This window comes from Paenibacillus sp. FSL R7-0302 (genome assembly GCF_038006885.1).
Classification (GTDB): domain Bacteria; phylum Bacillota; class Bacilli; order Paenibacillales; family Paenibacillaceae; genus Paenibacillus_AQ.
Map to the genome: position 1 here is coordinate 5,460,968 of NZ_JBBOWB010000001.1, position 21,905 is coordinate 5,482,872.

Sequence of the window (21,905 nt, forward strand, 5' to 3'; positions counted from 1 at the left end):
CAGGTTCACAAAATAAGGTAGTCTTGAGCATAATAAGGCTATCCTAATATGGCTATTTGTGAATCTGCCGCAGTCCATCCCCCAGGAGGGTACAATACATGACCGAGAATACTTCCTATACAACCGAGGAAATCGCCCGGCTGCTCAAAATCTCCAAGCTCAAGGTCTATGATCTCATTAAAAAGGGCGAGCTGCCCTCTTACCGTGTCGGCAAGCAGATGCGGGTTGACCTCTCTGATCTGGAGAGGTACAAGCAGAATTCCCGCAACAGCGGGCCTTCTGCCCATCCGCTGCCCGGGGGCGGGCTGTCTGAAGCTGCATTGCCTCAGGCGCAGCCATCGCAGCAGACGGGCCCCCCGTTCGCCGCGCCTTATCAGGCCTTCGCCTCCCCTCCGCCACACAGCATGAAGAGCAGCGGTGTACATGTAGTCATTACCGGTCAGGATATGTCACTTGATATTCTGGCGACCCATCTGGAGCGGACCCTGCCCTCCACCCGCCCGCTCCGTTCCTATGCGGGCAGTCTGGACAGCCTCATTGCCATGTATCAGGGCGAATCAGATATTGTCAGTACCCATCTGCTGGATGGCGATAGCGGCGAATATAACCTGCCCTATATCCGCAAGCTGCTCGTCGGCTTCTCCTATATTGTAGTGCATCTGCTAACACGCAGCGCAGGCTTCTATGTGCAAAAGGGCAATCCGCTGGGCATCCGCAGTTGGGGGGACCTCCGGCAGGACGGGCTAACGCTGATCAACCGTGAGCGCGGCTCCGGTGCCCGGGTGCTGCTGGATGAACAGCTGCGCCTGCACGGAATTCCGACCTCCCGCTTGAACGGATACATTAATGAAGAGAACAGCCATCTGGCAGTAGCCAGCCTGGTGGCGAGAGGCGGGGCGGACGTGGGCATCGGCACCGAGAAAGCCGCCAGAATCATTGACGGCATCGACTTCATTCCGCTGATCCGGGAGCGCTACGATCTGGTCATGGTGAAGAAGCCGGAGAATGAAGCCTGGATTAACGCCATTCTGGATATTCTGCGCTCGGAGTCCTTCCGCAGTGAGCTAAGCTCGATTCACAGCTATGACCTGAGCGAGACAGGCAATATTATTTACGAGACTTGAAACCAGAGGAGGAACGCATGTTATCCACAATACCGCAGGCAGCATTCAGGCTGGAGCGCTTGTTTTTTTCAAGCGTACACAGCTATTACGGAAGATTTGCAGAAGGGGACGCTTTGCCCCGAAGGACCCTTCACCACCATGCCCTGTGTTATGTAACAGAAGGTAAGGGGCAGATTATCCTAAATGGGGGGCTGCTTACGGCGAATAAAGGAGACCTATTTTTGTTGTTGCCCGAAACTTCAGTGGAAGGCAAAGCGCTGACGGCAGAACCGCTGCGTTATATGATCATTTTCTTCTCCTGTATACAGCTTCGTAAGGATCACAGGCACCAGGAGCTCCATCCTCCGGTATTTCCGGTTAACGGGAAGCTTGAAGCACCCGGCCATCCACGGGCTGCAGAGATCAGCCGGCAAATGACCTCCTTTCACCGTACCCGTAATCCGGAGGATATCATGCACGCCAAATACCGGCTGCAGCGGCTGCTCGCGTTGCTGCTTCAACCAAGTAAGCGAATGGTGCAGGGCAAGGCTGTAGGGATGGATACTGTGCTCGCCCACATGAAGAACAACTACAACCAAGAGCTTAAAGTTGGGCAACTGGCTCTAATGGCAGGCTTAAGCACCAATCATTTTATCAGAGCGTTCAAGCAGCTTACAGAAAAGACACCTATGGCCTATTTGCTGGAGGAACGGATAAAAAGGGCTAAGCAGCTGCTCTTCTCTTCCGAACGTGTCAAGCAGATCGCCAAGGAAGTGGGCTATAAGGACGAGCATTATTTCAGCCGGGTGTTCAAAAAATCGGAAGGCGTGGCACCGGCCAGCTACCTCAAAAACAATCATATCCGTATTGCTGTTCTCTACTATGGTCTGGATGATTACCTGATGACACTTGGACTGACGCCAGTGGCTGCGCTGTCTTACCGGGAACGGGTGTCAAGAAATTATAGCCTCCCCCACCCGGGTGTGCTGGAGCAGGAAATTGTCCGCCTGAACGGTTCCCGGTTGAATTATGAGGAGCTGGCACGGGTGAGGCCTGATCTGATTATCGGGAGCGACCGCCTGTTACCAGGCGAGTTGCTGGAGTCCATCGCACCCACGGTTGTCCTTGAGCATACCGATAATGTGGAGCAGCAGTTGTCCCGGTTGTCCCGTATTCTGGGCAGAGAGCAGCAGGCTGACCACTGGATGAACCGCTACGCAGAGCAGAAGCGCCTCCTTAGATCACGGCTGGAAGCACAGAATGTACTGCCCACGGTTTCTTTTATCAGAGTCAGCTCTGAATTCTACCGCCTGTACGGTGCCTCCAATCAGACAGGAACTCTCCTATACCAAGATCTTGGACTACGCCCGCCCCTCTCAACCCCTGAGCAGACAGGAGCAGTGGATTTCGAGATTCATGAGCTTCCCCGGTATAACCCGGGAACCATCTTTTTGGCTGCGGACCCTACCTTGGAATCGAGACAACGGCTGGAAGCACTGCTCTCGTCCAGAGAATGGTCTTCACTGGATGCAGTGAAGCACTCCCGGGTATTCGATGCCGGAGATCTGTTGTTCAAAACACTTGGACCCTCAGGCAGAAAGTGGGCCATGTCCTATGTTGCATCCCGGATTGGCAGGCGGGACGATAGAATTATCCACGGCAACACAGGGTTATAATCCATTGAAAAGTATGTATCGATCTCCTATCATAATGATAATGATTATTATTATCTATTAGACAAAGGAGACTAGAAATAAATGAATCGAATGAAATCCATCCAGGTCATGCTCCTTGCCGTTCTGCTGCTGATACTGGCCGCTTGCAGCAATACAGCGGGACAACCGGCCTCCGGAGAACAGAGTCCCGCCGCTTCCCAAACCAGGGATCAGGCGGCTGCAGAACCGGGCACACGCACGATTACCCACCTTAAGGGAGAAGCTGTGATTCCGGCCAAAATCGAAAAAATCGTTGTTCTCTCGGCAGAGTACATAGATCATCTGTTGACTATCGGAGAGAAGCCCTCCGGTGTGAACACCGAGGTCCGGTACGGAGGAGAGTATCTTCCCTATATGGCTGACAAGCTGCAGGGGGTACAAACTGTAGGTTCGGCGGATAATCCCAACCTTGAGGCCATTACCTTGCTTGATCCGGATGTGATTCTTATTGAGAGCCGGACGGCCGAGAATAAGTATGAGCAACTGAACAAAATCGCCCCTACCATCGTTCTTGGAAATGAATGGCTTGATTATGGCGACGATACTTCCTTTTGGACCAAGGATCTGCTAACCATTGCCGAGATGTATGACAAGACGGATGTGGCGAAGGAAAAAATTGCCGAACTGGAACAGAAAACGGTCCAGGCCAGTGAGAAAATCAAAGCGCTGGACAACAAAAAACTTGCCTACCTCCGTGTACGTGAGAAGACGCTCCAGGTGTACGCACAACAAGGTCATCCAACCAATGCACTCCTTTACCAGGATCTCGGATTTGAACCCGCCGCACTTACACCGTCAGAGCAGAGAGCAGATCTATCTTTGGAGAAAATACCGGAGCTGGGGGCAGACTTTATCGTCCTTGAGGTGGATTCCAATGCCCGCGATTTCCTGGACAACATGCAGGCCAGCGCACTCTGGAAGAACATCCCTGCCGTACAGGGAGGAAAGGTTCATGAGACCGATTCCTTCTGGCTCTTTAAGGGCTGGGGAGTGATCGGCCGGGGTGAAATTATTGATGAAATCATGGCATGGCTAGAGCAATGAGTGAGGTTATACCTTTTAGCAGCCAGTGGATACAAGATTTCATGCAGCAGCATTTTGCCGTGACTGTCGCGGAGGACAGGAATAATTCTTTTCCATACAGTACAGAAGATCTATTGGACGAGGCGAAGCTCCCGTTAATTATCGGGCAGCAATCACTCCAGCTTGGGGAGCCTGGAGGAATTGTGGTCGGAACTTTGTTTGCCAAAAGATACTCGGTGTTGATCATGGGACTGGCCGCCTCCATCACTCTCTTCGATACCCCGCTCTCTCTGCTGCCCGGCGCTTTACGGTTCAGGCTAACGGATGCAGGAATGATGCAGTATGAAGCGGAGACGGCAGCCACGGACAAATGGCCTGATAACCCTTCGGAAGTTCGTCAAGCCTGCCTTTCCGGCTATATAGATCGCCTGCTGGCACATTTACGGCAGGTGCTCCAGGCTGTATCAGGTTATACGGGGGCCAAGGAGAAAATCATGTGGTCGCTGATTGCACATAATTTGCATAACCTGTATGGACAGCTGCATACGGACAAGGGAATCTGGGACTCAGAGGATCGGGGCCGGATCATCGGCCAGGATTATACTACCCTGCTTCAGCCGGAGAAGCCGGATGAATTATCCATACGTTTCCGGCGGTATGAGCATCCGAAGCTGCGTGGCCGTTCTTTCTATCTGCGCAGGCATTGCTGCCTGGCCTACCGGATCAGAATCGGGCCTGATGCCGGAGAGTATTGCAGCACTTGCCCCAAGCTATCACCGGAAGAGAGATGCAATATATTGAACAACTGAGCAACGCCCATCCCCGGTTCAGGATGGGCGTTGCTTAGTTCTGCTCTGCTATTCTCTGAGACCACTAATGACAATAACATCCCGGTTATAGCTGCCTCCGGCAAACGCAATGCCTTCCGGCTCCGTCTTGCGGGGCAGCAGCGCTTCAGAGATAATATTGCCGGTATGGTCGAGGTAGCTGGTGACATCGACACTCTTATGATAGAGGCAGATGTCATCCACCCGGTCATCCTTGACGATACGCAGCGCGGTGGCCTCCTGCACCGAGAGCAGTTCCCCATGCTGTCGCACAGGCAGCCGTTCTGCATGCATCTGCGGCTTCGCTGCCCCGAACGGAACCGCCAGGGTGACGATGGCTGCACTGCCGGTTAGGGTAAGGGAACGCTTCATGACCGGACTCTCATGGTAGTGACCTTGCTTGAAGATCAGGCCCTGCTCCAGCGTCAGCCGGTCGTCCTCCAGCCCGGAGGACAGCGGCTTCAGCAGCAGATTAGCCCCCTCCAGTTGGGAGACAACGTCCCCGCTGAGAGCATCGTAGGCCGCTGCACCCGGCGGCAGGTGGAAGTACTGCTCATAGCGGTGCTGCCCTTTGGCTTCGAACAGATCCACGATCAGCCAATAGCTGTTCTTGACGAACAGTACCTTGCGGGAGTGAACCACCGGATCTTCGTACCGGGTATATCCGTACTGGCTCGCAAAGGTGTAGTCATATGCTTCATTGAACTGGGTATCCCAGATTCTGCAGCTCGCCGTAGGCGGTGTATTCCAGTGGAAGCTGCGGACATGCTGGTCCTGCCCGTCGACAACCACAGTGTTATGGGCACGGGTCGAGACTGTATATTTACGTTCCTTGTTCCACTCAAACAAGCCCATACCCGAATCCGCCAGCAGCTCGCGTCCTCCGGCGTAGAGCACCAGGCTGAGCGCATCGGAATGCGCATGCCCGCCGATCCCGACGCCTGCACGCATCGCCATGTACATGTCGTTAGGGCTCCAGCCCTGCCGCGAGGTCACATAACCGCCTGCCGGGAAGCAGGCTGCCGTCTCCGCCGGCTCGACGGCCTTCAGCTGATCATACTCCGCTGCAGCCTCCGGCCCGATTCTCCACAGCAGGGAGAACGGCAGCCGCTCATGCCCCAGCGCTTTGAAGTCTCCCCGCTGATACAGGTAAGCGCCCAGGCTCATGACACCACGCAGCTCGCTGACGACCTGAACATCGGTATCGCCGAACTTGACCAGCTGCCCGTCCGGGGCCAGCAGATGCATCGTAACGACATACATCTTCTCCAGCGTCTCCCGGTATTCTCCGGCATCGATGCCGAGCTTCTGATACAGAACCACCAGCTCATACAGCTCACGCATGACGATCAGGTGGTAATTCGGGCTGCCTTCGAACTGTACCCCGTCGGGGTAGACGTTCTCAAGGATATAGCCCGGCAGCTTACGTCCGGCGTATTCCAGCCATGCGGCGGAATCCTTCAGCTCCGGCAGAAGCAGCGCTGTCTGAATCAGCCCCCGGAGCTGCATGCAGACATGGTTGCCGCCGCCGGCATGATATTTACGGACGTAATCCCCGTGCTGCTGGAAGGACTGAATCAGCTTCAGCTTCACCTCTGGCTCGAAGGCCGGGGAGCTGAAGAAGGTAATGAAGGCTTCCGGCAGCATGAACATCCGCACACCGGCGGAGAGGGGGTCCCAGGTCGAATGCTCCGCCCGGAATGTACCATCCACCGGCATAGGGTTATCGTCAATGAAATGGCTGATCATATCATTGAAGCATCTGGCGTATTTGTCATCCCCGGTCAGCGCATAGGCTCTGGACAGGCGCTTCACGTATACGAACCGGGTCAGATGGAGCTGATACTGCGAGCTGTCGAACAGCCAGCTGTTCCAGTCATAGCTTCCGTGCCGGAAGAGCACTCTTTTCCCTTTGAACAGGGGAATATCCCCCTCCACAATCCGGTCCGCCTCGGCAATATCCTGCTGTGCCTCTTCCTCCCCGCTGTAATGGCTGGCGGCGTACGCTCGAAGCTTGGGAACATCCTTCACCTCAAAGTAATATCTCCTGTTGTTACCCGCTGCAATGACTTCTAAATAAGCATCCCGTGCACCGGGGACATCGCCTAAGTCCAGCTTCGCAGCTACCTCTGCAAGCTCCGGTCTGTTCAAGTCCAGCATCGTGCTTAAGAATTCCCCGGCCGTTAGCTGCGGCTTCGTGTATGCGGGATTGTGGCGCAGATCTTTATATCGCATAGTCAATTCTATCATCACCTTTATATTCGCGGATCTCTCCGCCTAAAGTCTATTCCTTAATTGAACCAAGCATGGCACCCTTGGCAAAATACTTCTGCAGGAACGGGTACACTATGACTATAGGCAGCATCGCCAGCAGAATGGCTGCATTCTGGACATTGGGTCCAAGATTGGCTGCAAGCGAAGCATCTACCGCTGCCTCTGCCGAGATATTGGAGGCGCTGATTGCCACCATCTGCCGCAGGAGCGGTTGAATCGGCCAGCGCGAGGTATCATTCAGATAGATGACCGCCGAGAAGAACTCATTCCAGAACTGCACCATGAAGAACAGCGTGAAGGTGGCGATAATCGGCTTGGACAGCGGCAGCACGATCGAGTAGAGAATTCTGAATTCCCCGGCCCCGTCAATTCTGGCTGCTTCGTCCAGACTCTCGGGCAGGCTCTGGAAGAAGGAGCGGATGACCATAATATTGAAGGCACTGGAGGCTGCCGGAAGCACTACTGCCCAGTAGGAATCGATCAGACCCAGATTTTTGACGACCAGATAGTTCGGAATCATGCCCCCATGGAAGATCATCGTGAAGAAAATAACCAGCAGCATGATCCGGCGTCCGGGCAGAAATTTCTTCGACAGGGCATAGGCCAGAGTAATGGAGACGAACAGGCTGAGCACCGTCCCCATCGCCGTGATAATAACCGAGTTCTTGACAGAGGTCAGGAACGTATTCGCATTCAGCAGATAGCTATAGGCATCCAGTGTCCAGTGCTTGGGCCAGATGAAGAAATTCCCGGCCATCGAATCTCCTGGCGGACTGAACGAGACCGCAATAATATATAGAAAAGGCAGAATAACCAGCAAGCTGATTAAGCAAATAATGACTACAATAATGGTGTCAAACCAGGTTGCCTTAAGCTTCATAACCTCTCCACTCCTGTTCTTGTTCTAGAATATGCCTTCCTCACCAAGCAGCTTGGCCGCATAATTGGCCCCGAGGACCAGGATCAGACTGGCAACGGATTTGAACATGCCTACCGTAATCGCGAAGCTGTAATTGAATTGCTCCAGACCGACATGGTAGACGAACAGATCGAAGACATTGGAGACATCCAGGTTCAGGCTGTTGGTCATCAGGAAGATCTGCATGAAGTTGGAGTCCATGGAGGAGCCCAGACGGAGCAGCAGCAGAATCACGATAGTCCCCTTGATGCCGGGGAGCGTAATATGCCAGATGCTCTGCAGGCGGCTTGCTCCATCCACCTTGGCTGCTTCATACTGCTCAGGGTTAATTCCCGCCAGTGCCGCCAGGAAGATAATCGTGCCCCAGCCCGCATCCTTCCAGATGGACTGGAAGATGACCAGCGGCCGGAACCATTCATTGCTGACCAGGAAGTTGGCGCTGCCGTCGAACCACTGGCCGAGGTAATGGTTAATGACGCCCGAAGGCCCGAAGAAGGAAATCGTAATCCCGTAAATCACGACCCAGGAGAGAAAATGGGGCAGATACACGATGGTCTGCGAGACACGCTTGAACACCTTGAGCCGCACTTCATTCAGGAGCAGCGACAGGAAGATCGTGAAGGGAAAATAAATGATCAGATTCAGCAGACTGATCAGCAGCGTATTTTTCAGCAACATATAGAAATCGGAGGTTCCGAAAAACTGTCTGAAATTATCCAGCCCCACCCAGGGACTGTCCATCATGCCCTTGAACGGGCTGTATTCCTTGAAGGCTAATATGAGTCCTGTCATCGGGATGTAATGAAAGGTGAGAAAGTAGAGAATACCCGGTGCTGCCAGTAAGTAAAAGGGCCATAGCTGATGAAACCGTTTGGGTCGTAAAGCTCTTTGCACAGGCTAAACCTCCTTATCCAAATGGGCAAAAGAAAGGGGAAAGCCCCCTCCTTTGCCTCTGTTTATAGTGTTGTTGTATTACTTCGTGGAATGCTCTGCTTTATACTGGTCCAGCAGTTCCTTGGTGATCTGCTCGCCCGGACCCTTAGTCCAGGTATCAATCTCCTTCTGCACATCCTCCCAGGCTCCCTCGCCCAGTACATACTTCGTCATGACCGCACTCATTTTCTTATAGCTGTCCGGATTCTTGCTGGCGTACTGTGAGTTGTAGCTGAGGAACGGATTCTCCACCCCGATCTTGCTGATCGTATCGAGCGTCGCCTTTTGCAGCGCCAGGATGTCCGGCTCCTTGGAGTTGGCGTATACATATGGATCTGCACGGTTCTCCAGGATGAAATTGTTCGGCTTATCCAGCTCATACTGCTTCTTCTGCTCCTCGGTCTGCACCGCAACCCCATTCTTGAAATCGCTGGAATGGATGCCGGTGACTCCCGCTTTGGAGAACGCTACATTCTCTTCGGAGGCCGTGAAGTCAAGGAAGTCTACAATCTGCTGCACCTTATCCTCCGGCACGGAGCTAGGAACCGCCCACAGTCCGTAGTACCCGGAGAGTACAGAAGCGCCCTTCTGTCCGTTCGCGCCTTCTAGCACATCGACAATCGCGATTTCGGCCTTCGGGTCCGTCTGCTTCAGCTTCTCGACGTTGGTCTCTACAATATCACTGACATTCCCGACAAAAGCACCCGCTGTGCCCGCAAGGAACTTACTCCGCGCCTGCCCCTGGTTCTTCAGTACCGGCGCATCCTTGTCGATCAGGCCCTTGCTCCACGAATCTCTCAGCCACTCCAGGAATGCCTTGTATTCAGGCGTCTGGAAATCACGGACCACGTTGTCACCGTCCAGCTTCCAGACATTAGGAATGCCAAAGGCATACTGGATCGGGAGGACACCCGAGAACGGCCCGGGACTGTTCACACCGTCAGAACCGTAGATCGTGAACGGAATGGTTTTGCCGCCGCCTGCCGGGTCCTTCTCCTTGAACACCGCAAGCGCATTCGTCAGCTCATCCATGGTCTTCGGAACCGGCAGATTATATTTATCCAGCCAGTCCTTGCGGATCAGAATATTGGCTTCACCTCCGCCGTAAAGGCCGCGCGGCCGGGGAATCCCGTACGATTTGCCGTCAATCTTGGCTCCGTTCCAGACCACCTCATCAATCTGGCTGATATTCTTGGTCTTTGCAAGGTAAGGCGTCAGGTCATGAAAAGCGCCCATCTTCACCAGATTGTTGAATTTATCGTCCTTGCCGCCATCCATCAGCAGCAGGTCATAGGAATCTCCGGCCGATACCGCCACAGAGAGCTTGTCCGTATAGGCTTCGGATGGCACGAAGGTTACGTTCAGATCTACATTGCCGCGCTTCTCCAGATCCTCCAGCGCCTTGTTGTTCGTCATCTCCGGCGGATTGCCGAACAGAATGGTCATGGCCTTGATGCTGGCCGGCTTGCTAGCCGCACCGCTTGGTGTACTGCCTTCCGGTGCCGCTGTGCTGCCTGCCGCAGAATTATTGCCGCCGCCGCAGCCCGCCAGTGCAGTTACCATCAACGCCGCTGACGCTGCAAGCGGTACAAGCTTTCTTGTGATATTCATTGTCATCCCCCATTTGCTTGTATTGATTGCGTTTACATCGTGCTTACACTTTGGATTATAGAAGACACCCGAGCTTAAGAACATGCCGGATTCCAGCCAAAGTGTCACCATTTTTAAGATTTGCCGGTCCGCAGGTATCTCCATGTTCGCCAATGTACTATAATCTGTTTAGGATAGCCTGCCCGGTATCCTTAGTCCAAAACCCTTAACGGATGTGACTCTATGAATTCACCCTTTTTCAGCTTTTTGCGGCGGAGCTTCTATATTAAGATGATTGTGGTCATGTTCGCCATCTCGGTGGTTCCGCTCATTGTGCTGTCCTTCATCTCTGTAAGCGTATCCAGCACGACGGTGGAGCAGCAGGTGAACCGCCTGAATGCCCAGCTCGTCAATCAGGTCGTGGACCGGATTGAATTAACCATGACCCGGCTGCGGGAACTCAGCGAGCAATACTCGCGGATCTCATCCATTCAGAGTGCGCTGGTCTCGCCTTCGGCCCAATATTTTGAAGAGGTGGTCCGCAAAAAGGATCTGATCTCCGTGCTCAGCGGCGCCTCCGCCATCATCGGGAATGTGGAGGGTCTGCAGGTCTATTCCGCCGTTACAGGAGAAGTCCTCTCCTCCACAGAAGCCCCGGCCATGCTGGAGGAGTCTCCATACAGGCCGCTGATTGAAGCTTATCTGGCTTCGGGACGGCCGAATCTTTTTCTGGACAAGCATTCGCTGCCTGAGCTGGCTATTCTTCAATCGTCCACCTATTATATCTCACGCGTTCCCTTCGATTTATATAAGGACCTCAAGGGCGTGCTGCTGATCTCCATGAATAACAGCCAATACCAGCAGCAGATCGAGAATATTCAGCTTGGGAGCGAGGGCTCCATCTCACTGCTGACAGAAGACGGCCTGACCATTGCCACGACCAGCAAGCTGGAGAAGCAGGAGGATACGCAGCGGGTGCAGGAGATTCTGAAGCGCTGGAAGGAGCTGAAGCGCCCGGATCAGTTCGCGGCAGGCTCCTCGATAGTCTCTGTCAAGCAGACCTCCACCTACGACAAGTGGATCGTACTCTCGGAGATTCCGTCCAAGGAGCTTACAGCCAGCGCCGAGATTATCCGCCGGACGGTCACTTATTTTCTGCTGATACTGGTCTGTCTGGGGGCGCTCTGTGTGGTCGGCTTCGGGTATCAGCTCTACCGGCCTCTACAGGCTGTGAAGCGGCAGGTCGATGCTCTGAAAAAAGGAAATTTCGAGGCCAGGGTCACCCATTTCGCCAATAATGAGATCGGGGATCTGGGCCGGATGCTCAATACCATGGCTGTCCGCATACAGGATCTGCTGGCAGACCTGCATGATTCGGAGGATCTGAAGCGCAAGCTGGAGATCCGGGCGCTGCAGTCGCAGATCAACCCCCATTTCATGTACAATACCCTCAATACGATCCGTATGTTCGCCATGATGAAGGATTATGAGAAGATCAACTCCCTGATGGGACGGCTGGTGGCCTTGCTGCGGTATTCGATGGAGAATTTCGAGCAGACGGTGCAGCTCCAGCAGGAGCTTGATTATCTGGCGGATTATACCGGGCTGTTGAATATGCGCTACAAATGCCAGATTCATCTGGAGACTGAGATTGAAGAGCCGCTGCGGGGCATGATGATTCCGAAGCTGGGTCTGCAGCCGCTGATTGAGAACTCCGTGTTCCACGGCATTCTCCCGCGCAAGGCACCGGAAGGCCATATCCGTGTGCGCGTATACAGAAGTCCAGGCGGGAGCCATATTATTGTACAAGTCCAAGATGACGGGATGGGTCTGGAAGAGGCTGAGCTGAGGAAGCTGCAGCTCCATCTCCAGCAGGAAGAGTCTGCCGAGAACATCGGACTGCAGAATGTATGGATGCGCATGAAGCTGCTGTTCGGGGCGGAGACACAGATCCTGCTCACAAGCGCTCCGGGTGAAGGCTTGACCATCCGCATGCTGCTGCCATCCGGGAACGTTCTGATTAAGGAGGAACATCATGAATCACTATAGAGTTGTCCTTGTGGAGGACGAGATTCCGGCAAGAACCGTCTTCCGGCATTTCATTGAGGAGCGCGCAGACCTGTTCACCCTTGTCGGTGAAGCCGAGGATGGCCGGGACGGGCTGGAGCTGTTCCTGAAGCATAAGCCGGAGCTGATTGTCACCGACATTACGATGCCGGGCATGAACGGCCTGGAGATGCTGCGCGAGATTGAACGGAGCGGGGTACGTGCGCCGCAGATCATTATCCTGACCTGCCATCAGGACTTCCACTATGCCCAGCAGGCCATTCATCTGAAGGCAGCCTCCTATCTGATTAAGGATGACTGCCTCTCCGATCCGGGCCTGCTGACCCGGACGATGGAGGAGCTGGCGGTCCTGGCGGATTCACGCGGCGAGACGAGAGACAATTATCTGCAGCTGGAGCAGCAGGTCCGCCTGAGCGAAGTGGAGATCGAGCAGAGCCTGTTCCTGGAAATGCTGCGCAGCCCGGCGGCGGAAGCCAAGTGGCTGCGCAGTCTTGCGGACTCGCAGCTTCCGCTTCACGGCCAGGGCTTCATGACCCTGCTGGTGGAGCTGGACCGCAACTCCCTGCGCTTCCCGATCGACCAGCTGGAGGAGCTGAAGCTGTGGCAATTCGCCGGGGTGAACGTGCTGAAGGAGCTGCTCGGCAGTATAGGCCCGCATAAGGTTATCGCCCTCGACAAAGGTCGGTTCCTTGCCCTGTATACCGACAGCTTGAAGGAGAGGAGACCCCGCTTTCTGGAGCAGGTGCTGGAGTCCCTGGCCGCGAATCTCCGGATGAGCTGCATCGCCCTGCTGTGCAGCTTCGAACAGGGACTGGAGGAGCGGCCGGAGGCGCTAAAGCGGCTGGCTTCGGCGCCGTATCCGTTCTTTTACCGCTGCAATGAGCTTATCGGCATTGGGGAGTGGGGGCAGCTCTCCAGCTTCCAGCGGATTCCCGAGCCGCAAAGCCGCTTCTGGAGCAAGGTGCTGAAGAAAGCGCTGCTGGAGCCGCATCTCAGCACGGCAGCCCTGGAGCAGGAGCGGCTGTCCCTGTACCGTCAGGCCATGGAGCAAGCCTGGGACCCGGAGCAGATCAAGTCCCTGTATCTGCGAGTCTTCCTGGATATGAGCCATAACGTTATTGGGGCAGAAGGCGGGGCGGATCTCGAAGCGGAGCTGCGTGTACAAATCGAGCTGTGCCAGACCTTCAACGCTGTACATGAGATCACCTGCGATCATTTCCGCAAGCTTCAGCAGCTTCAGGAGGGCGGCCGGAAGATCGATGCCTCCATCACACGGATCATTCAACAGATGCGCGAAGATCTCAGCTATCCCTACAAGCTGGAGGAGCTGGCCGCTTCGATCAATTACAGCGTGCCCTACTTCAGCTCCATGTTCAAGAAGGCCGTCGGTGAGAGCTTTGTCCAATACCTGACCCGCCTGCGGATCGAACAGGCCAAGCTGCTGCTACTCACCACCGACCACAAGACCTTCGAAATCTCCGAATCCATCGGGTTCGAGAATTACCGGTCCTTCAACCGGATCTTCAAGAAGGAGACGGGCGTCTCGCCCTCCGATTACCGCCGTCAGGGGACTCACAGCATATAAATTGGACTATGGGGCCATCGGCTGGGCGATTGTGTTCGGTTTTTCGATTACATTTGGCCTACGCGCCGCCTTCCGTCCCATTGTAGTCGGTTTTTCGATTACATTTGGCTTACGCGCCGCCCCCGGTCCCATTGTAGTCGGTTTTTCGATTACATTTGGCTTACGCGCCGCTCCCGGTCCTATTGTGGTCGGTTTTTCGATTACATTTGGCTTACGCGCCGCTCCCGGTCCCATTGTAGTCGGTTTTTCGATTACATTGGGTCCATGTGCCGTCCGCTCCAGCCAATTGTGTCCGGTTTACCGAACAACCCCCGCCTTCACCGGAAATCCGGTGAGGACGGGGGTTGCTCTTGTTAACCTGTAATCATCCGTCAGGTACGGCGGTTCACGAACATCAGCATAAGCATGGAAATCACAATGATTGAGCCGACCCACATCCAGGCCAGCGTCATATTGCCGCCATCCAACGCCACATAGATCGCGGTAGGCACGGTCTGGGTGCGGCCCGGAATATTGCCCGCCACCATAATCGTTGCCCCGAACTCGCCCAGCCCGCGGGCGAAGCCGAGGACATAACCGGCAGCCAGCGAACGCCCGGCCAACGGCAGGGTCACATAACGCAGCACCTGAAGCTCGCTGGCTCCCTGCGCCCGCGCGGCATCCTCCAGATCCTTCTCCACGCCCTCGAAGCCCGTTTTAACCGTCCGGTATACCAGCGGAAAAGCAACCACAACAGCGGCAATGACTGCCGCCCCCCAGGTGAACAGAATCGTCTGCTCCGTAAACTGTTCATACAGCCTGCCGATCCAGCTGCGCCGCCCGAGGACCATCAGCAGGACGAAGCCGACCACGGTTGGCGGCAGCACCAGCGGCAGCAGCAACACGGTCTCTACCAGATTATGTCCGAAGAACCTGCGCCCCGCCATCTTCCTGGCTGCCAGCATGGCCAACAGGAACACGATGATACTGGTCAATACCGCAATCTTGATTGATAACCAGACCGGGGCGAAAAAGTCGGGCCAATTGATCTCCATCTCTCTTCACCCCATCTAATGGTAGTTAGTTATTTAGCCAATTGAAAGCCGTAGCTGGTAAAGACAGAGCTGGCAGCAGCAGTCTGCACATAGCTGTAGAAGGCTTTGGCCTCGGCCTGATGCTTCGAATCCTTAACCATGCCCACCGGATAGTTAATCGCCTTATGTACATGGCCGCCAACGGTCAGGGCAATCTTCACTTTCTTCGAGGTGAGCGCATCCGTCTTGTAGACGAACCCGGCATCCGCATTGCCTGTCTCCACATAAGACAGCACCTGGCGGACATCCTTGGCGAAGACCAGCTTGCCTTGCAGCGTATCCCATACCTTCTTCGCGGTCAAGGACTGCTGAGTGTATTGTCCGGCCGGTACCGATTCCGGCTGGCCTACGGCTACCTTTTTGAAGGCTGGAGCGGTAAGGTCAGTAATGGTTGTAAGCTTCGTGTTCGAATCGGAAGGCACAACGACGACCAATTGATTCTTCAGCAGCGCCTTGTGGTCTGCAATCAGCCCTTTATCCACCAGTGCGTTCATCTGCTTATCGCCTGCCGAGAAGAACAAGTCAGCCGGCGCCCCCTGCTCAATCTGCTTCTGTAGCGTACCTGAAGCGCCGTAATTGAACACTAGCTTAATCTCAGGATGCTGCTGCTCATACTGTACAGCAATCTTGTCCAGACTATCCTGCAGACTCGCTGCTGCGGAGACAATAATCTCCGTCTTTTTCATTGCCGCCTCAACATCTCCTGCTGAACCCGCCGACACTCCCGCCACCATAAGCAGCACCAATAATCCCGCTAACCACTTCTTCAGCACACTCCATACCTCCCAATCGCTATTTTGTATATTTGAACATATTCTAGCAAGTCAAATCGAATTATACAATATATTTGATTATGTTTGTATATGTTTAGTTATAATTAGTATTAAAATCAGGGATTACCCTCGTATCCACGCCAAAAAACCCCGCCCTATGTATAGGGAAGAGGCCTGTTCTAAGGCTATTCGCAATAAATTTCTCACCAGTTCCAGTTATTTGACCTTGAAAGCAACCTTGAAGCTTCCCTTGGCATCTTCACCCTTGATTTCAATCCGGTATTTCCCGTCCTTCCCGGCTTCCACCTTCTCGGTACCTGATTCATTGGTTGCCAGTTCAGTAAGCACCTCATTACCCGGCCCGTATAACTTCATAGTCAGCTGGCCCTTCTCCACCTTGGAATCGTAATCTATACTGAGCGTTTCGCCGCTTTTCATACTCAGCTTCTTCTCCTCTGTGCCCGTAAAAAACTTGTAGGAGCCGCTTATTTTGCTCTTCGTGCTGGACCCGGCGTACATTATTCTCTTGTCGCAGGAAGTCAGCAGCACCGACGCCATGATGATCAAGATCCCCAGTGTCATCCATTTCTTGTTCATATACTTAACACTCCCCGGTTTAGATTAGATGGCCGCAGTGCGGACAACGGATATCCTGATTGCCTGCACCATGTGCAGCATGAATGTGATGCTGTTTCCTCGCCAGGAGATAAAGGATCAGACCGATGAAATTAGGAATATAGATGACCGCAGTCACCCAGAGCCAGGCATTCATCCGCCGCCGCGAGGCATCTTTGTAAATGAATACTGCAATTAGCACATTGAGGCTCAGGAACAGCAGGGCCAGCAGGCTTATCACGATAAGCCAGGTCAGATTCTCCTCTACAAATTCGCCCATATAGGGGCTTATGGCATACCCCAGCGCAATACAGCTTAACAGGATGGTTGCCGTAAGCGCCCAAAAAACAAATTGCTCAACGGTTAAGTGAACTTTCATAAGACCCTCTCCCGCTCCCCAGGGTACTGTACAACAGCAATGTTCCGGCGATCATTGGAGACAGGATGAACAGCAGCCCCATGCTGATCTTCCATTGCAGGGCAGCCGGACCGGCCAGGAAGTACAGTCCCAGCACCATGAATACCAGCCATTGCAAGGCCATTAAAATGGAAAGTGTGCCCATTGTCCTGCGCCCCTGTATCCGCTGAATCGTATTAGAGACAAGCTCTGGGGATGGCGTAACAGGCAGCTTGAAATATTCCGTCAGCAGCTGGTCTTTGTCTCCGGACTCCTTCATTTAGTTCATCTCCCTCATTAAATTGTGCAGCAGCTTCTTGCCCTGATTCAATCGGGATTTGACGGTTCCGAGGGGAACTCCCAGCACCTCCGCAATGCCCTCATAGCTGAACTCCTCATAGTAATACAGCACGAGAGGGGCAAGATAACGTTCGGGCAGACTGCGCAGGCATTCCTCCAGGAACCGGTGCTCCTCATGCCGCAGCAGATCCTCTTCTGCCAGTGAAGCCGGGTCTCTAATTTGAATAAGCTCCGCATCCGAGGACAACCAGGTCCAAAGGGCATACACGCTTTTCCACTTCCGGTAGCGGTCGCGGTACATGTTGAATGCCACCTGGAACAGCCAAGGCTTAAAGGGACGCTCAGCATCATACTTCTCCAGCTTGCGGAGCACGCGTACCCATACCTCTTGGAACAGATCCTCCGCATCCTGCCGGTTCAAGGTAAGATGGCGGCAGAACCGGTATAAATCATCCCTATACCTGACAATGAGGAGCTCAAGATGCGCTTGTTGACCGGCCTTGCATCCTTCAACGAGCTGTTTGTCGGTCATCATCTGTTCCCCGCCGCCCTTTCAACCTACATTACGAAGTGATCTGGATATTGTTCGAAAATTCACAAGGTTATTTTTAGAAAACGTTAATGAAATTTGAAAATAGCCCTGACCCGAGGATAGGAGGTGGTTTGGCTTAATTGCACTTTGTACAACTAAAATGTCCTATTCATAACCCTTTCCACGTTTAGTTGTATTTCGTTCATTTAAAAGGCAGCCTTCTCCCGGTTATCAGCTAATTAGGCAGATTTAGTTGTACAGAATACAGTTAGAAGATGAAGCTATGCCTTTTCGCTGTTTTTAAGTGTACATTCTACAACTAACTATATTTGAACAACATCATCCTAACAGGTGAAGCATGCTCGCGCCTTCCAACAGTAAACCACCTTCTGTTAAAAGAAAGAGCTGCCCCAAGCAGCCATTGATATGGCTTGGGACAGCCCTTGCTAATACCTTCTATTCAGATTCAGTTCTTCATCCGCGGGTCCAGCACATCCCGCAGGCCGTCGCCCATCAGGTTGAAGCCGAGGACGGTCAGCATGATGGACAGACCCGGGAACACTACAGTCCAGGGCGCTTTTTGGATGAATTGTCTGGAATCGGAGAGCATCTTGCCCCATTCCGGGTCCGGCGGCTGAGCGCCCAGTCCAAGGAAGCCCAGGGCAGCGGCTTCAATGATAGCTGTCGCGACGCCAAGGGTGCCTTGGACAATGATCGGCGTCAGGCTGTTCGGCAGGATGTGGCTGAACAGAATACGCCCGTTCTTCATCCCGATCGCCCTGGCCGCGGTGATATACTCCTCGGACTTCAGGCTCAGCACCTTGGCCCGGACCAGCCGGCCATAGGTGGGAATGTTGACGATGGCAATCGCGTAGAGCGCATTCTGCAAGGAAGGTCCCAGAATAGCTACAATCGCGATAGCCAGCAGAATACTCGGAAAGGCCAGCAAAATGTCAAACAGACGGGAGATGATCATATCCAGCCATTTGCCGTAGTACCCGGCGAGGATGCCCAGCGCAGTGCCGACAATGATCGAGCCGATTACGGAGAAGAATCCCACCCAGAGTGAAATCCGTGCCCCGTAGATCACCCGGGTGAACAGATCCCGTCCCAGATCATCCGTACCGAACCAATGCTCCGCCGACGGCGGCTTCAGCCGGTTCACCAATTGCTGGGCCTTGAAATCATACGGCGCGATCCACGGCGCGAGCAGCGCAATCAGTACGAAAAATAGGATAATGCCAAGCCCGGCCATGGCTGTCTTGTTCTTGCGGAAGGCCTTCCACGCATCGCGCCAGGGGCCGGAGGCCTGATCCGCCGGAGCCTTAGGAGGTGAAGCCTTTAGTGCTGCCTGTCCCATAGCTGCTCCCCCCTCACTTGTAATTGATGCGCGGATCGATAGCGGCATACAGCAGATCCACCAGCAGATTGATGACCACGAAGATAAAGGCAATAATCAGAATCCCCGTCTGAATCACCGGATAATCCCGCGAGCTGATCGCTTCAAAGATATAACGCCCTACCCCGGGCCAGGCAAAAATGGTCTCAGTCAGCACCGCCCCTCCGAGCAGCGCCCCCGTCTGCAGGCCGATTACCGTCAGCACCGGAATGAGCGCATTCTTCAGCGCATGCTTATAGACGACGAGGAACTGCGACATCCCCTTAGCCTTGGCTGTACGGATATAATCGGAATTCATCACCTCCAGCATACTGGAGCGGGTCATCCGGGCAATGATCGCCATCGGAATCGTGCCAAGCGCAATACTCGGCAGAATGAGATGCTTAATGACCGTCCATAGCTGGTCCCACCGCCCGGCCAGAATTGTATCCAGCACGTACAGGTTGGTTATCGTCTCCACCGGATTGCGCTGGTCCATCCTGCCGATAGACGGCAGCCAATGGAGCTTCAGGGCGAAGAGCAGCTGCTCCATCAGCCCCAGCCAGAAGATCGGCATCGATACCCCAATGAGTGCGATGATCATAGCCGTATAATCGAACCAGGAGTTCTGTCTCCAGGCGCTAAGGATACCGGCGTTGACTCCGACGAAGGTTGCGAACAGCATACTGGCAGCCGTCAGCTCCAGCGTAGCCGCCAGGTATGGTACGATTTCCTTGGCAATCGGCGTTTTGGTGCGGATCGAAGTTCCCAGGTCTCCCCGGACCAAATCACCCATGTAGTTAAAATATTGCTGCAGCCAGGGCTTGTCGAGGCCAAGCTGGTTACGCAGCGCCTGCTTGGATTGCTCCGTTGCCTTCTGGCCGAGAATCGTCTCGGCCGGATCACCCGGAATGGCATGGATGATGGAGAAGACGATCAGGGTCATGCCGATCAGCACCGGGAACAGCACCATCACACGTTTTATGAGGTAAGAGTTCAATTCCGTTCACCTTCCAAAGGTGTATTTATTCAAAATAAATCTCACTGTAATACTCTGTCCCTGTCGGTCCGGGAACGAAGCCCTTCAGGTTGGCCTTGCCAGCCAGCAGCGGTGTGGTATGAACCAGCGGAATCCACGGTGCATCGGCTTTGATCATCTCCTGAGCCTGCTTGTACAGCTCGGAGCGCTTGTCCTGATCCGTCTCCTTCTGGGCACCGGTCAGAAGTGTATGCAATTCTTCATTCACATAAAAGGCACGGTTATTGCCGGGAATAGCATCCTTGTCCAGCAGGGTGTACAGGAAGTTGTCCGGGTCGCCGTTGTCACCGGTCCAGCCAAGCATGAAGATATCATCCTTCTCCCCGGCCTTGGTGTCATCGAGATAAGTTGCCCATTCCGGGGACTCGATGACGGTCTTGACCCCGATCTTCTCCCATTCTGCTTGAATCGCTTCGGCTACCTTCTTGCCGTCAGGCATATAAGGACGGGATACAGGCATCGCGTACAATGTCACCGGATCAGGCAGTCCGTCAGGATAACCCGCTTCGGCCAGCAACGCTTTAGCTTTGTCCAGATCATACTCATAATCCTTCACACTGTCGTTATAGCCCCACAGGGAAGGCGGCATAGGATTGACCGCAGCCTGGGCCTGGCCGGCGAAGAATGCATCGATAATCTCCTGCTTGTTGACTGCATGGCTGAGCGCCTGTCTGACCTTCACATTGTCGAACGGCTTCTTCTTGAAGTTGAAGCCGAGGTACGACACATTGAACGGCGGACGCTCAATCTTGGTCAGCGCACTGTTACTCTCCAGCGTGGACAAGTCATCCGGGCTGAGATCTTCCATCAGATCGATTTCCCCGTTTTGCAGCGCCGTGAAGCGGGCTGAGTTGTCCGGGATCGAGCGCACGATGACCTTGTTCAGCTTGGGAAGCCCTTCTTTCCAGTAGGCGGTATTCTTGTCCAGGGTGATGGAATCATTGCGCTTCCACTCCTTGAACACGAACGGGCCTGTCCCTACCGGCTCATTCTTGAAATTCTCCTTCTTCTCCTTGACCGCAGCAGGACTGGCAATCCCGAAGGTGGTCATGGCGATATTCTGCAGGAACGGCGCCTGCGGCTGGTTCAGTACAAATTGAACCGTCGACTCGTCCACCGCCTTCACTTCCTTGATCACCCGTGAACCGTCCGGACCGAACATGGAGTCATAGTAATCAAAAGAATCACCTTCGAATTTGTATTCACTGGCCGGATCACTCCAGCGCTGGAAATTGAACACGACTGCCTCGGCGTTGAAATCGGTTCCGTCATGAAACTTCACGCCGGGATGCAGCTTGAAGGTGTAGCTCAGCCCGTCCGGCGTTACTTCCCAGCTATCGGCAAGTGAGGCCTGGACTTCGGAGGTACCCGGCTTATACTCTAGCAGTGAATCGAAGACCTGATGCGCAATCTTCAGCGACTCCCCGTCCGTCACAATCGCCGGGTCCAGGGAAGCCGAGTCGCCCCCGCGCCCCAGAATCAGGGTATCCTGCGCTGTCCCGGAGGTCTCAGGTGAGCTTGCCGGAGCATTTGTTGCCGCCGTATTCCTTCCGGTATTTCCCGTGTTGCCTGTGTTGTTCCCTCCGCCGCAGCCGCTGAGCGCGAGCCCCGCGCCAAGCATCAGTACCAATGCGAGATTACCCCATTTGTTCATCTCCAGAAAGCTCCCTTCTTTCATTGAAATATCAAAGTGTTTATATAGAGCGGTGCAGGTAGCACAGCTATAAACCAAGGTTCTTCTGTGTATGGCTCTACGATGCAA

20 protein-coding genes are annotated in these 21,905 nt (G+C 54.1%); 6 read left to right on the forward strand and 14 right to left on the reverse strand.

Annotation, left to right across the window (positions count from 1 at the left end; all coding sequences use genetic code 11):
• Positions 1-98: 98 nt before the first annotated feature.
• The 4 genes from MKY96_RS23610 (at position 99) to MKY96_RS23625 (ending at position 4,650) form a co-directional block, all read left to right on the forward strand.
• Positions 99-1,124 (forward strand): helix-turn-helix transcriptional regulator, encoded by a 1,026-nt coding sequence (locus MKY96_RS23610; RefSeq protein WP_340943782.1) that lies wholly within the window; start codon positions 99-101, stop codon positions 1,122-1,124.
• A 17-nt stretch (positions 1,125-1,141) separates the two neighbouring features.
• Positions 1,142-2,779 carry an AraC family transcriptional regulator gene (locus tag MKY96_RS23615; protein WP_340943786.1) on the forward strand — a complete coding sequence of 546 codons (1,638 nt, stop codon included), beginning with the start codon at positions 1,142-1,144 and terminating at the stop codon, positions 2,777-2,779.
• Between the two features lie 81 nt (positions 2,780-2,860).
• Positions 2,861-3,862, forward strand: coding sequence for an iron-siderophore ABC transporter substrate-binding protein (locus MKY96_RS23620; RefSeq protein ID WP_340943787.1), 1,002 nt, complete (start codon positions 2,861-2,863; stop codon positions 3,860-3,862).
• Complete coding sequence (locus MKY96_RS23625; protein WP_340943788.1) at positions 3,847-4,650, forward strand: hypothetical protein; 804 nt, start codon at positions 3,847-3,849, stop codon at positions 4,648-4,650. Before MKY96_RS23620 ends, MKY96_RS23625 begins: the two co-directional genes overlap by 16 nt.
• Before the next feature lie 48 nt (positions 4,651-4,698).
• Here the strand turns inward: MKY96_RS23625 and MKY96_RS23630 are convergent, their stop codons facing one another.
• From MKY96_RS23630 to MKY96_RS23645, 4 genes are all read right to left on the reverse strand, one after another.
• On the reverse strand, positions 4,699-6,903 hold the full coding sequence (locus MKY96_RS23630) for an alginate lyase family protein (RefSeq protein ID WP_340943789.1): 2,205 nt from the start codon (positions 6,901-6,903) through the stop codon (positions 4,699-4,701).
• A 49-nt stretch (positions 6,904-6,952) separates the two neighbouring features.
• Entirely contained in the window at positions 6,953-7,822 is an 870-nt protein-coding gene (locus MKY96_RS23635) for a carbohydrate ABC transporter permease (protein ID WP_209992080.1), read from the reverse strand.
• Between the two features lie 24 nt (positions 7,823-7,846).
• On the reverse strand, positions 7,847-8,755 hold the full coding sequence (locus MKY96_RS23640) for an ABC transporter permease (protein WP_076157105.1): 909 nt from the start codon (positions 8,753-8,755) through the stop codon (positions 7,847-7,849).
• 78 nt (positions 8,756-8,833) lie between these two features.
• Positions 8,834-10,405, reverse strand: coding sequence for an extracellular solute-binding protein (locus MKY96_RS23645; RefSeq protein ID WP_340943793.1), 1,572 nt, complete (start codon positions 10,403-10,405; stop codon positions 8,834-8,836).
• A gap of 222 nt (positions 10,406-10,627) precedes the next feature.
• Between MKY96_RS23645 and MKY96_RS23650 the strand changes: the two genes are divergently transcribed.
• Together MKY96_RS23650 and MKY96_RS23655 are read left to right on the forward strand one after the other, a co-directional pair.
• Positions 10,628-12,433 (forward strand): sensor histidine kinase, encoded by a 1,806-nt coding sequence (locus MKY96_RS23650; protein ID WP_340943796.1) that lies wholly within the window; start codon positions 10,628-10,630, stop codon positions 12,431-12,433.
• Positions 12,420-14,036: a helix-turn-helix domain-containing protein gene (locus MKY96_RS23655; RefSeq protein WP_340943797.1), complete on the forward strand. Its 1,617-nt coding sequence runs from the start codon at positions 12,420-12,422 to the stop codon at positions 14,034-14,036. The genes MKY96_RS23650 and MKY96_RS23655 overlap by 14 nt, the downstream gene beginning before the upstream one ends.
• 6 nt (positions 14,037-14,042) lie before the next feature.
• On the opposite strand, the gene MKY96_RS23660 is transcribed toward MKY96_RS23655, so the two are convergent.
• The 10 genes from MKY96_RS23660 to MKY96_RS23705 all read right to left on the reverse strand — a co-directional run bounded on the left by MKY96_RS23660 (position 14,043) and on the right by MKY96_RS23705 (position 21,797).
• Positions 14,043-14,270, reverse strand: a complete 228-nt coding sequence (locus MKY96_RS23660; protein ID WP_340943799.1) for a hypothetical protein — start codon at positions 14,268-14,270, stop codon at positions 14,043-14,045.
• A gap of 137 nt (positions 14,271-14,407) precedes the next feature.
• The gene (gene modB / locus MKY96_RS23665) at positions 14,408-15,070 is read right to left on the reverse strand and encodes a molybdate ABC transporter permease subunit (protein WP_340943800.1); all 663 of its coding nucleotides are present in this window, start codon (positions 15,068-15,070) and stop codon (positions 14,408-14,410) included.
• 29 nt (positions 15,071-15,099) lie between these two features.
• A complete protein-coding gene (modA, locus tag MKY96_RS23670) occupies positions 15,100-15,843 on the reverse strand; it encodes a molybdate ABC transporter substrate-binding protein (protein ID WP_340944744.1) in 744 nt (247 codons plus the stop codon).
• A gap of 255 nt (positions 15,844-16,098) precedes the next feature.
• Positions 16,099-16,479 (reverse strand): hypothetical protein, encoded by a 381-nt coding sequence (locus tag MKY96_RS23675; protein WP_340943803.1) that lies wholly within the window; start codon positions 16,477-16,479, stop codon positions 16,099-16,101.
• A gap of 19 nt (positions 16,480-16,498) precedes the next feature.
• Positions 16,499-16,876: a PLDc N-terminal domain-containing protein gene (locus MKY96_RS23680; protein ID WP_340943804.1), complete on the reverse strand. Its 378-nt coding sequence runs from the start codon at positions 16,874-16,876 to the stop codon at positions 16,499-16,501.
• The gene (locus MKY96_RS23685) at positions 16,854-17,174 is read right to left on the reverse strand and encodes a hypothetical protein (protein WP_340943807.1); all 321 of its coding nucleotides are present in this window, start codon (positions 17,172-17,174) and stop codon (positions 16,854-16,856) included. The genes MKY96_RS23680 and MKY96_RS23685 overlap by 23 nt, the downstream gene beginning before the upstream one ends.
• Positions 17,175-17,729 carry an RNA polymerase sigma factor gene (locus MKY96_RS23690; RefSeq protein WP_340943808.1) on the reverse strand — a complete coding sequence of 185 codons (555 nt, stop codon included), beginning with the start codon at positions 17,727-17,729 and terminating at the stop codon, positions 17,175-17,177. It abuts the gene before it with no gap.
• Positions 17,730-18,192: 463 nt separating this feature from the next.
• Positions 18,193-19,086, reverse strand: coding sequence for a nickel transporter permease (gene nikC, locus MKY96_RS23695; RefSeq protein WP_340943810.1), 894 nt, complete (start codon positions 19,084-19,086; stop codon positions 18,193-18,195).
• A gap of 13 nt (positions 19,087-19,099) precedes the next feature.
• Positions 19,100-20,104, reverse strand: coding sequence for an ABC transporter permease (locus tag MKY96_RS23700; protein WP_340943813.1), 1,005 nt, complete (start codon positions 20,102-20,104; stop codon positions 19,100-19,102).
• 25 nt (positions 20,105-20,129) lie between these two features.
• The gene (locus MKY96_RS23705; RefSeq protein ID WP_340943815.1) at positions 20,130-21,797 is read right to left on the reverse strand and encodes an ABC transporter substrate-binding protein; all 1,668 of its coding nucleotides are present in this window, start codon (positions 21,795-21,797) and stop codon (positions 20,130-20,132) included.
• Positions 21,798-21,905: the final 108 nt, after the last annotated feature.

Bases quoted from the DNA above. Each gene is read 5' to 3' on its own strand.
- MKY96_RS23650 (WP_340943796.1), top strand. From the start codon at position 10,628: ATGAATTCACCCTTTTTCAGCTTTTTGCGGCGGAGCTTCTATATTAAG.
- MKY96_RS23660 (WP_340943799.1), bottom strand. From the start codon at position 14,270: ATGGGACCGGGAGCGGCGCGTAAGCCAAATGTAATCGAAAAACCGACC.
- MKY96_RS23615 (WP_340943786.1), top strand. From the start codon at position 1,142: ATGTTATCCACAATACCGCAGGCAGCATTCAGGCTGGAGCGCTTGTTT.
- MKY96_RS23675 (WP_340943803.1), bottom strand. From the start codon at position 16,479: ATGAACAAGAAATGGATGACACTGGGGATCTTGATCATCATGGCGTCG.
- nikC (WP_340943810.1), bottom strand. From the start codon at position 19,086: ATGGGACAGGCAGCACTAAAGGCTTCACCTCCTAAGGCTCCGGCGGAT.
- MKY96_RS23610 (WP_340943782.1), top strand. From the start codon at position 99: ATGACCGAGAATACTTCCTATACAACCGAGGAAATCGCCCGGCTGCTC.
- MKY96_RS23645 (WP_340943793.1), bottom strand. From the start codon at position 10,405: ATGAATATCACAAGAAAGCTTGTACCGCTTGCAGCGTCAGCGGCGTTG.
- MKY96_RS23655 (WP_340943797.1), top strand. From the start codon at position 12,420: ATGAATCACTATAGAGTTGTCCTTGTGGAGGACGAGATTCCGGCAAGA.
- modA (WP_340944744.1), bottom strand. From the start codon at position 15,843: ATGGTGGCGGGAGTGTCGGCGGGTTCAGCAGGAGATGTTGAGGCGGCA.
- MKY96_RS23690 (WP_340943808.1), bottom strand. From the start codon at position 17,729: ATGATGACCGACAAACAGCTCGTTGAAGGATGCAAGGCCGGTCAACAA.
- modB (WP_340943800.1), bottom strand. From the start codon at position 15,070: ATGGAGATCAATTGGCCCGACTTTTTCGCCCCGGTCTGGTTATCAATC.
- MKY96_RS23620 (WP_340943787.1), top strand. From the start codon at position 2,861: ATGAATCGAATGAAATCCATCCAGGTCATGCTCCTTGCCGTTCTGCTG.
- MKY96_RS23680 (WP_340943804.1), bottom strand. From the start codon at position 16,876: ATGAAAGTTCACTTAACCGTTGAGCAATTTGTTTTTTGGGCGCTTACG.
- MKY96_RS23685 (WP_340943807.1), bottom strand. From the start codon at position 17,174: ATGAAGGAGTCCGGAGACAAAGACCAGCTGCTGACGGAATATTTCAAG.
- MKY96_RS23635 (WP_209992080.1), bottom strand. From the start codon at position 7,822: ATGAAGCTTAAGGCAACCTGGTTTGACACCATTATTGTAGTCATTATT.
- MKY96_RS23705 (WP_340943815.1), bottom strand. From the start codon at position 21,797: ATGAACAAATGGGGTAATCTCGCATTGGTACTGATGCTTGGCGCGGGG.
- MKY96_RS23625 (WP_340943788.1), top strand. From the start codon at position 3,847: ATGGCTAGAGCAATGAGTGAGGTTATACCTTTTAGCAGCCAGTGGATA.
- MKY96_RS23630 (WP_340943789.1), bottom strand. From the start codon at position 6,903: ATGCGATATAAAGATCTGCGCCACAATCCCGCATACACGAAGCCGCAG.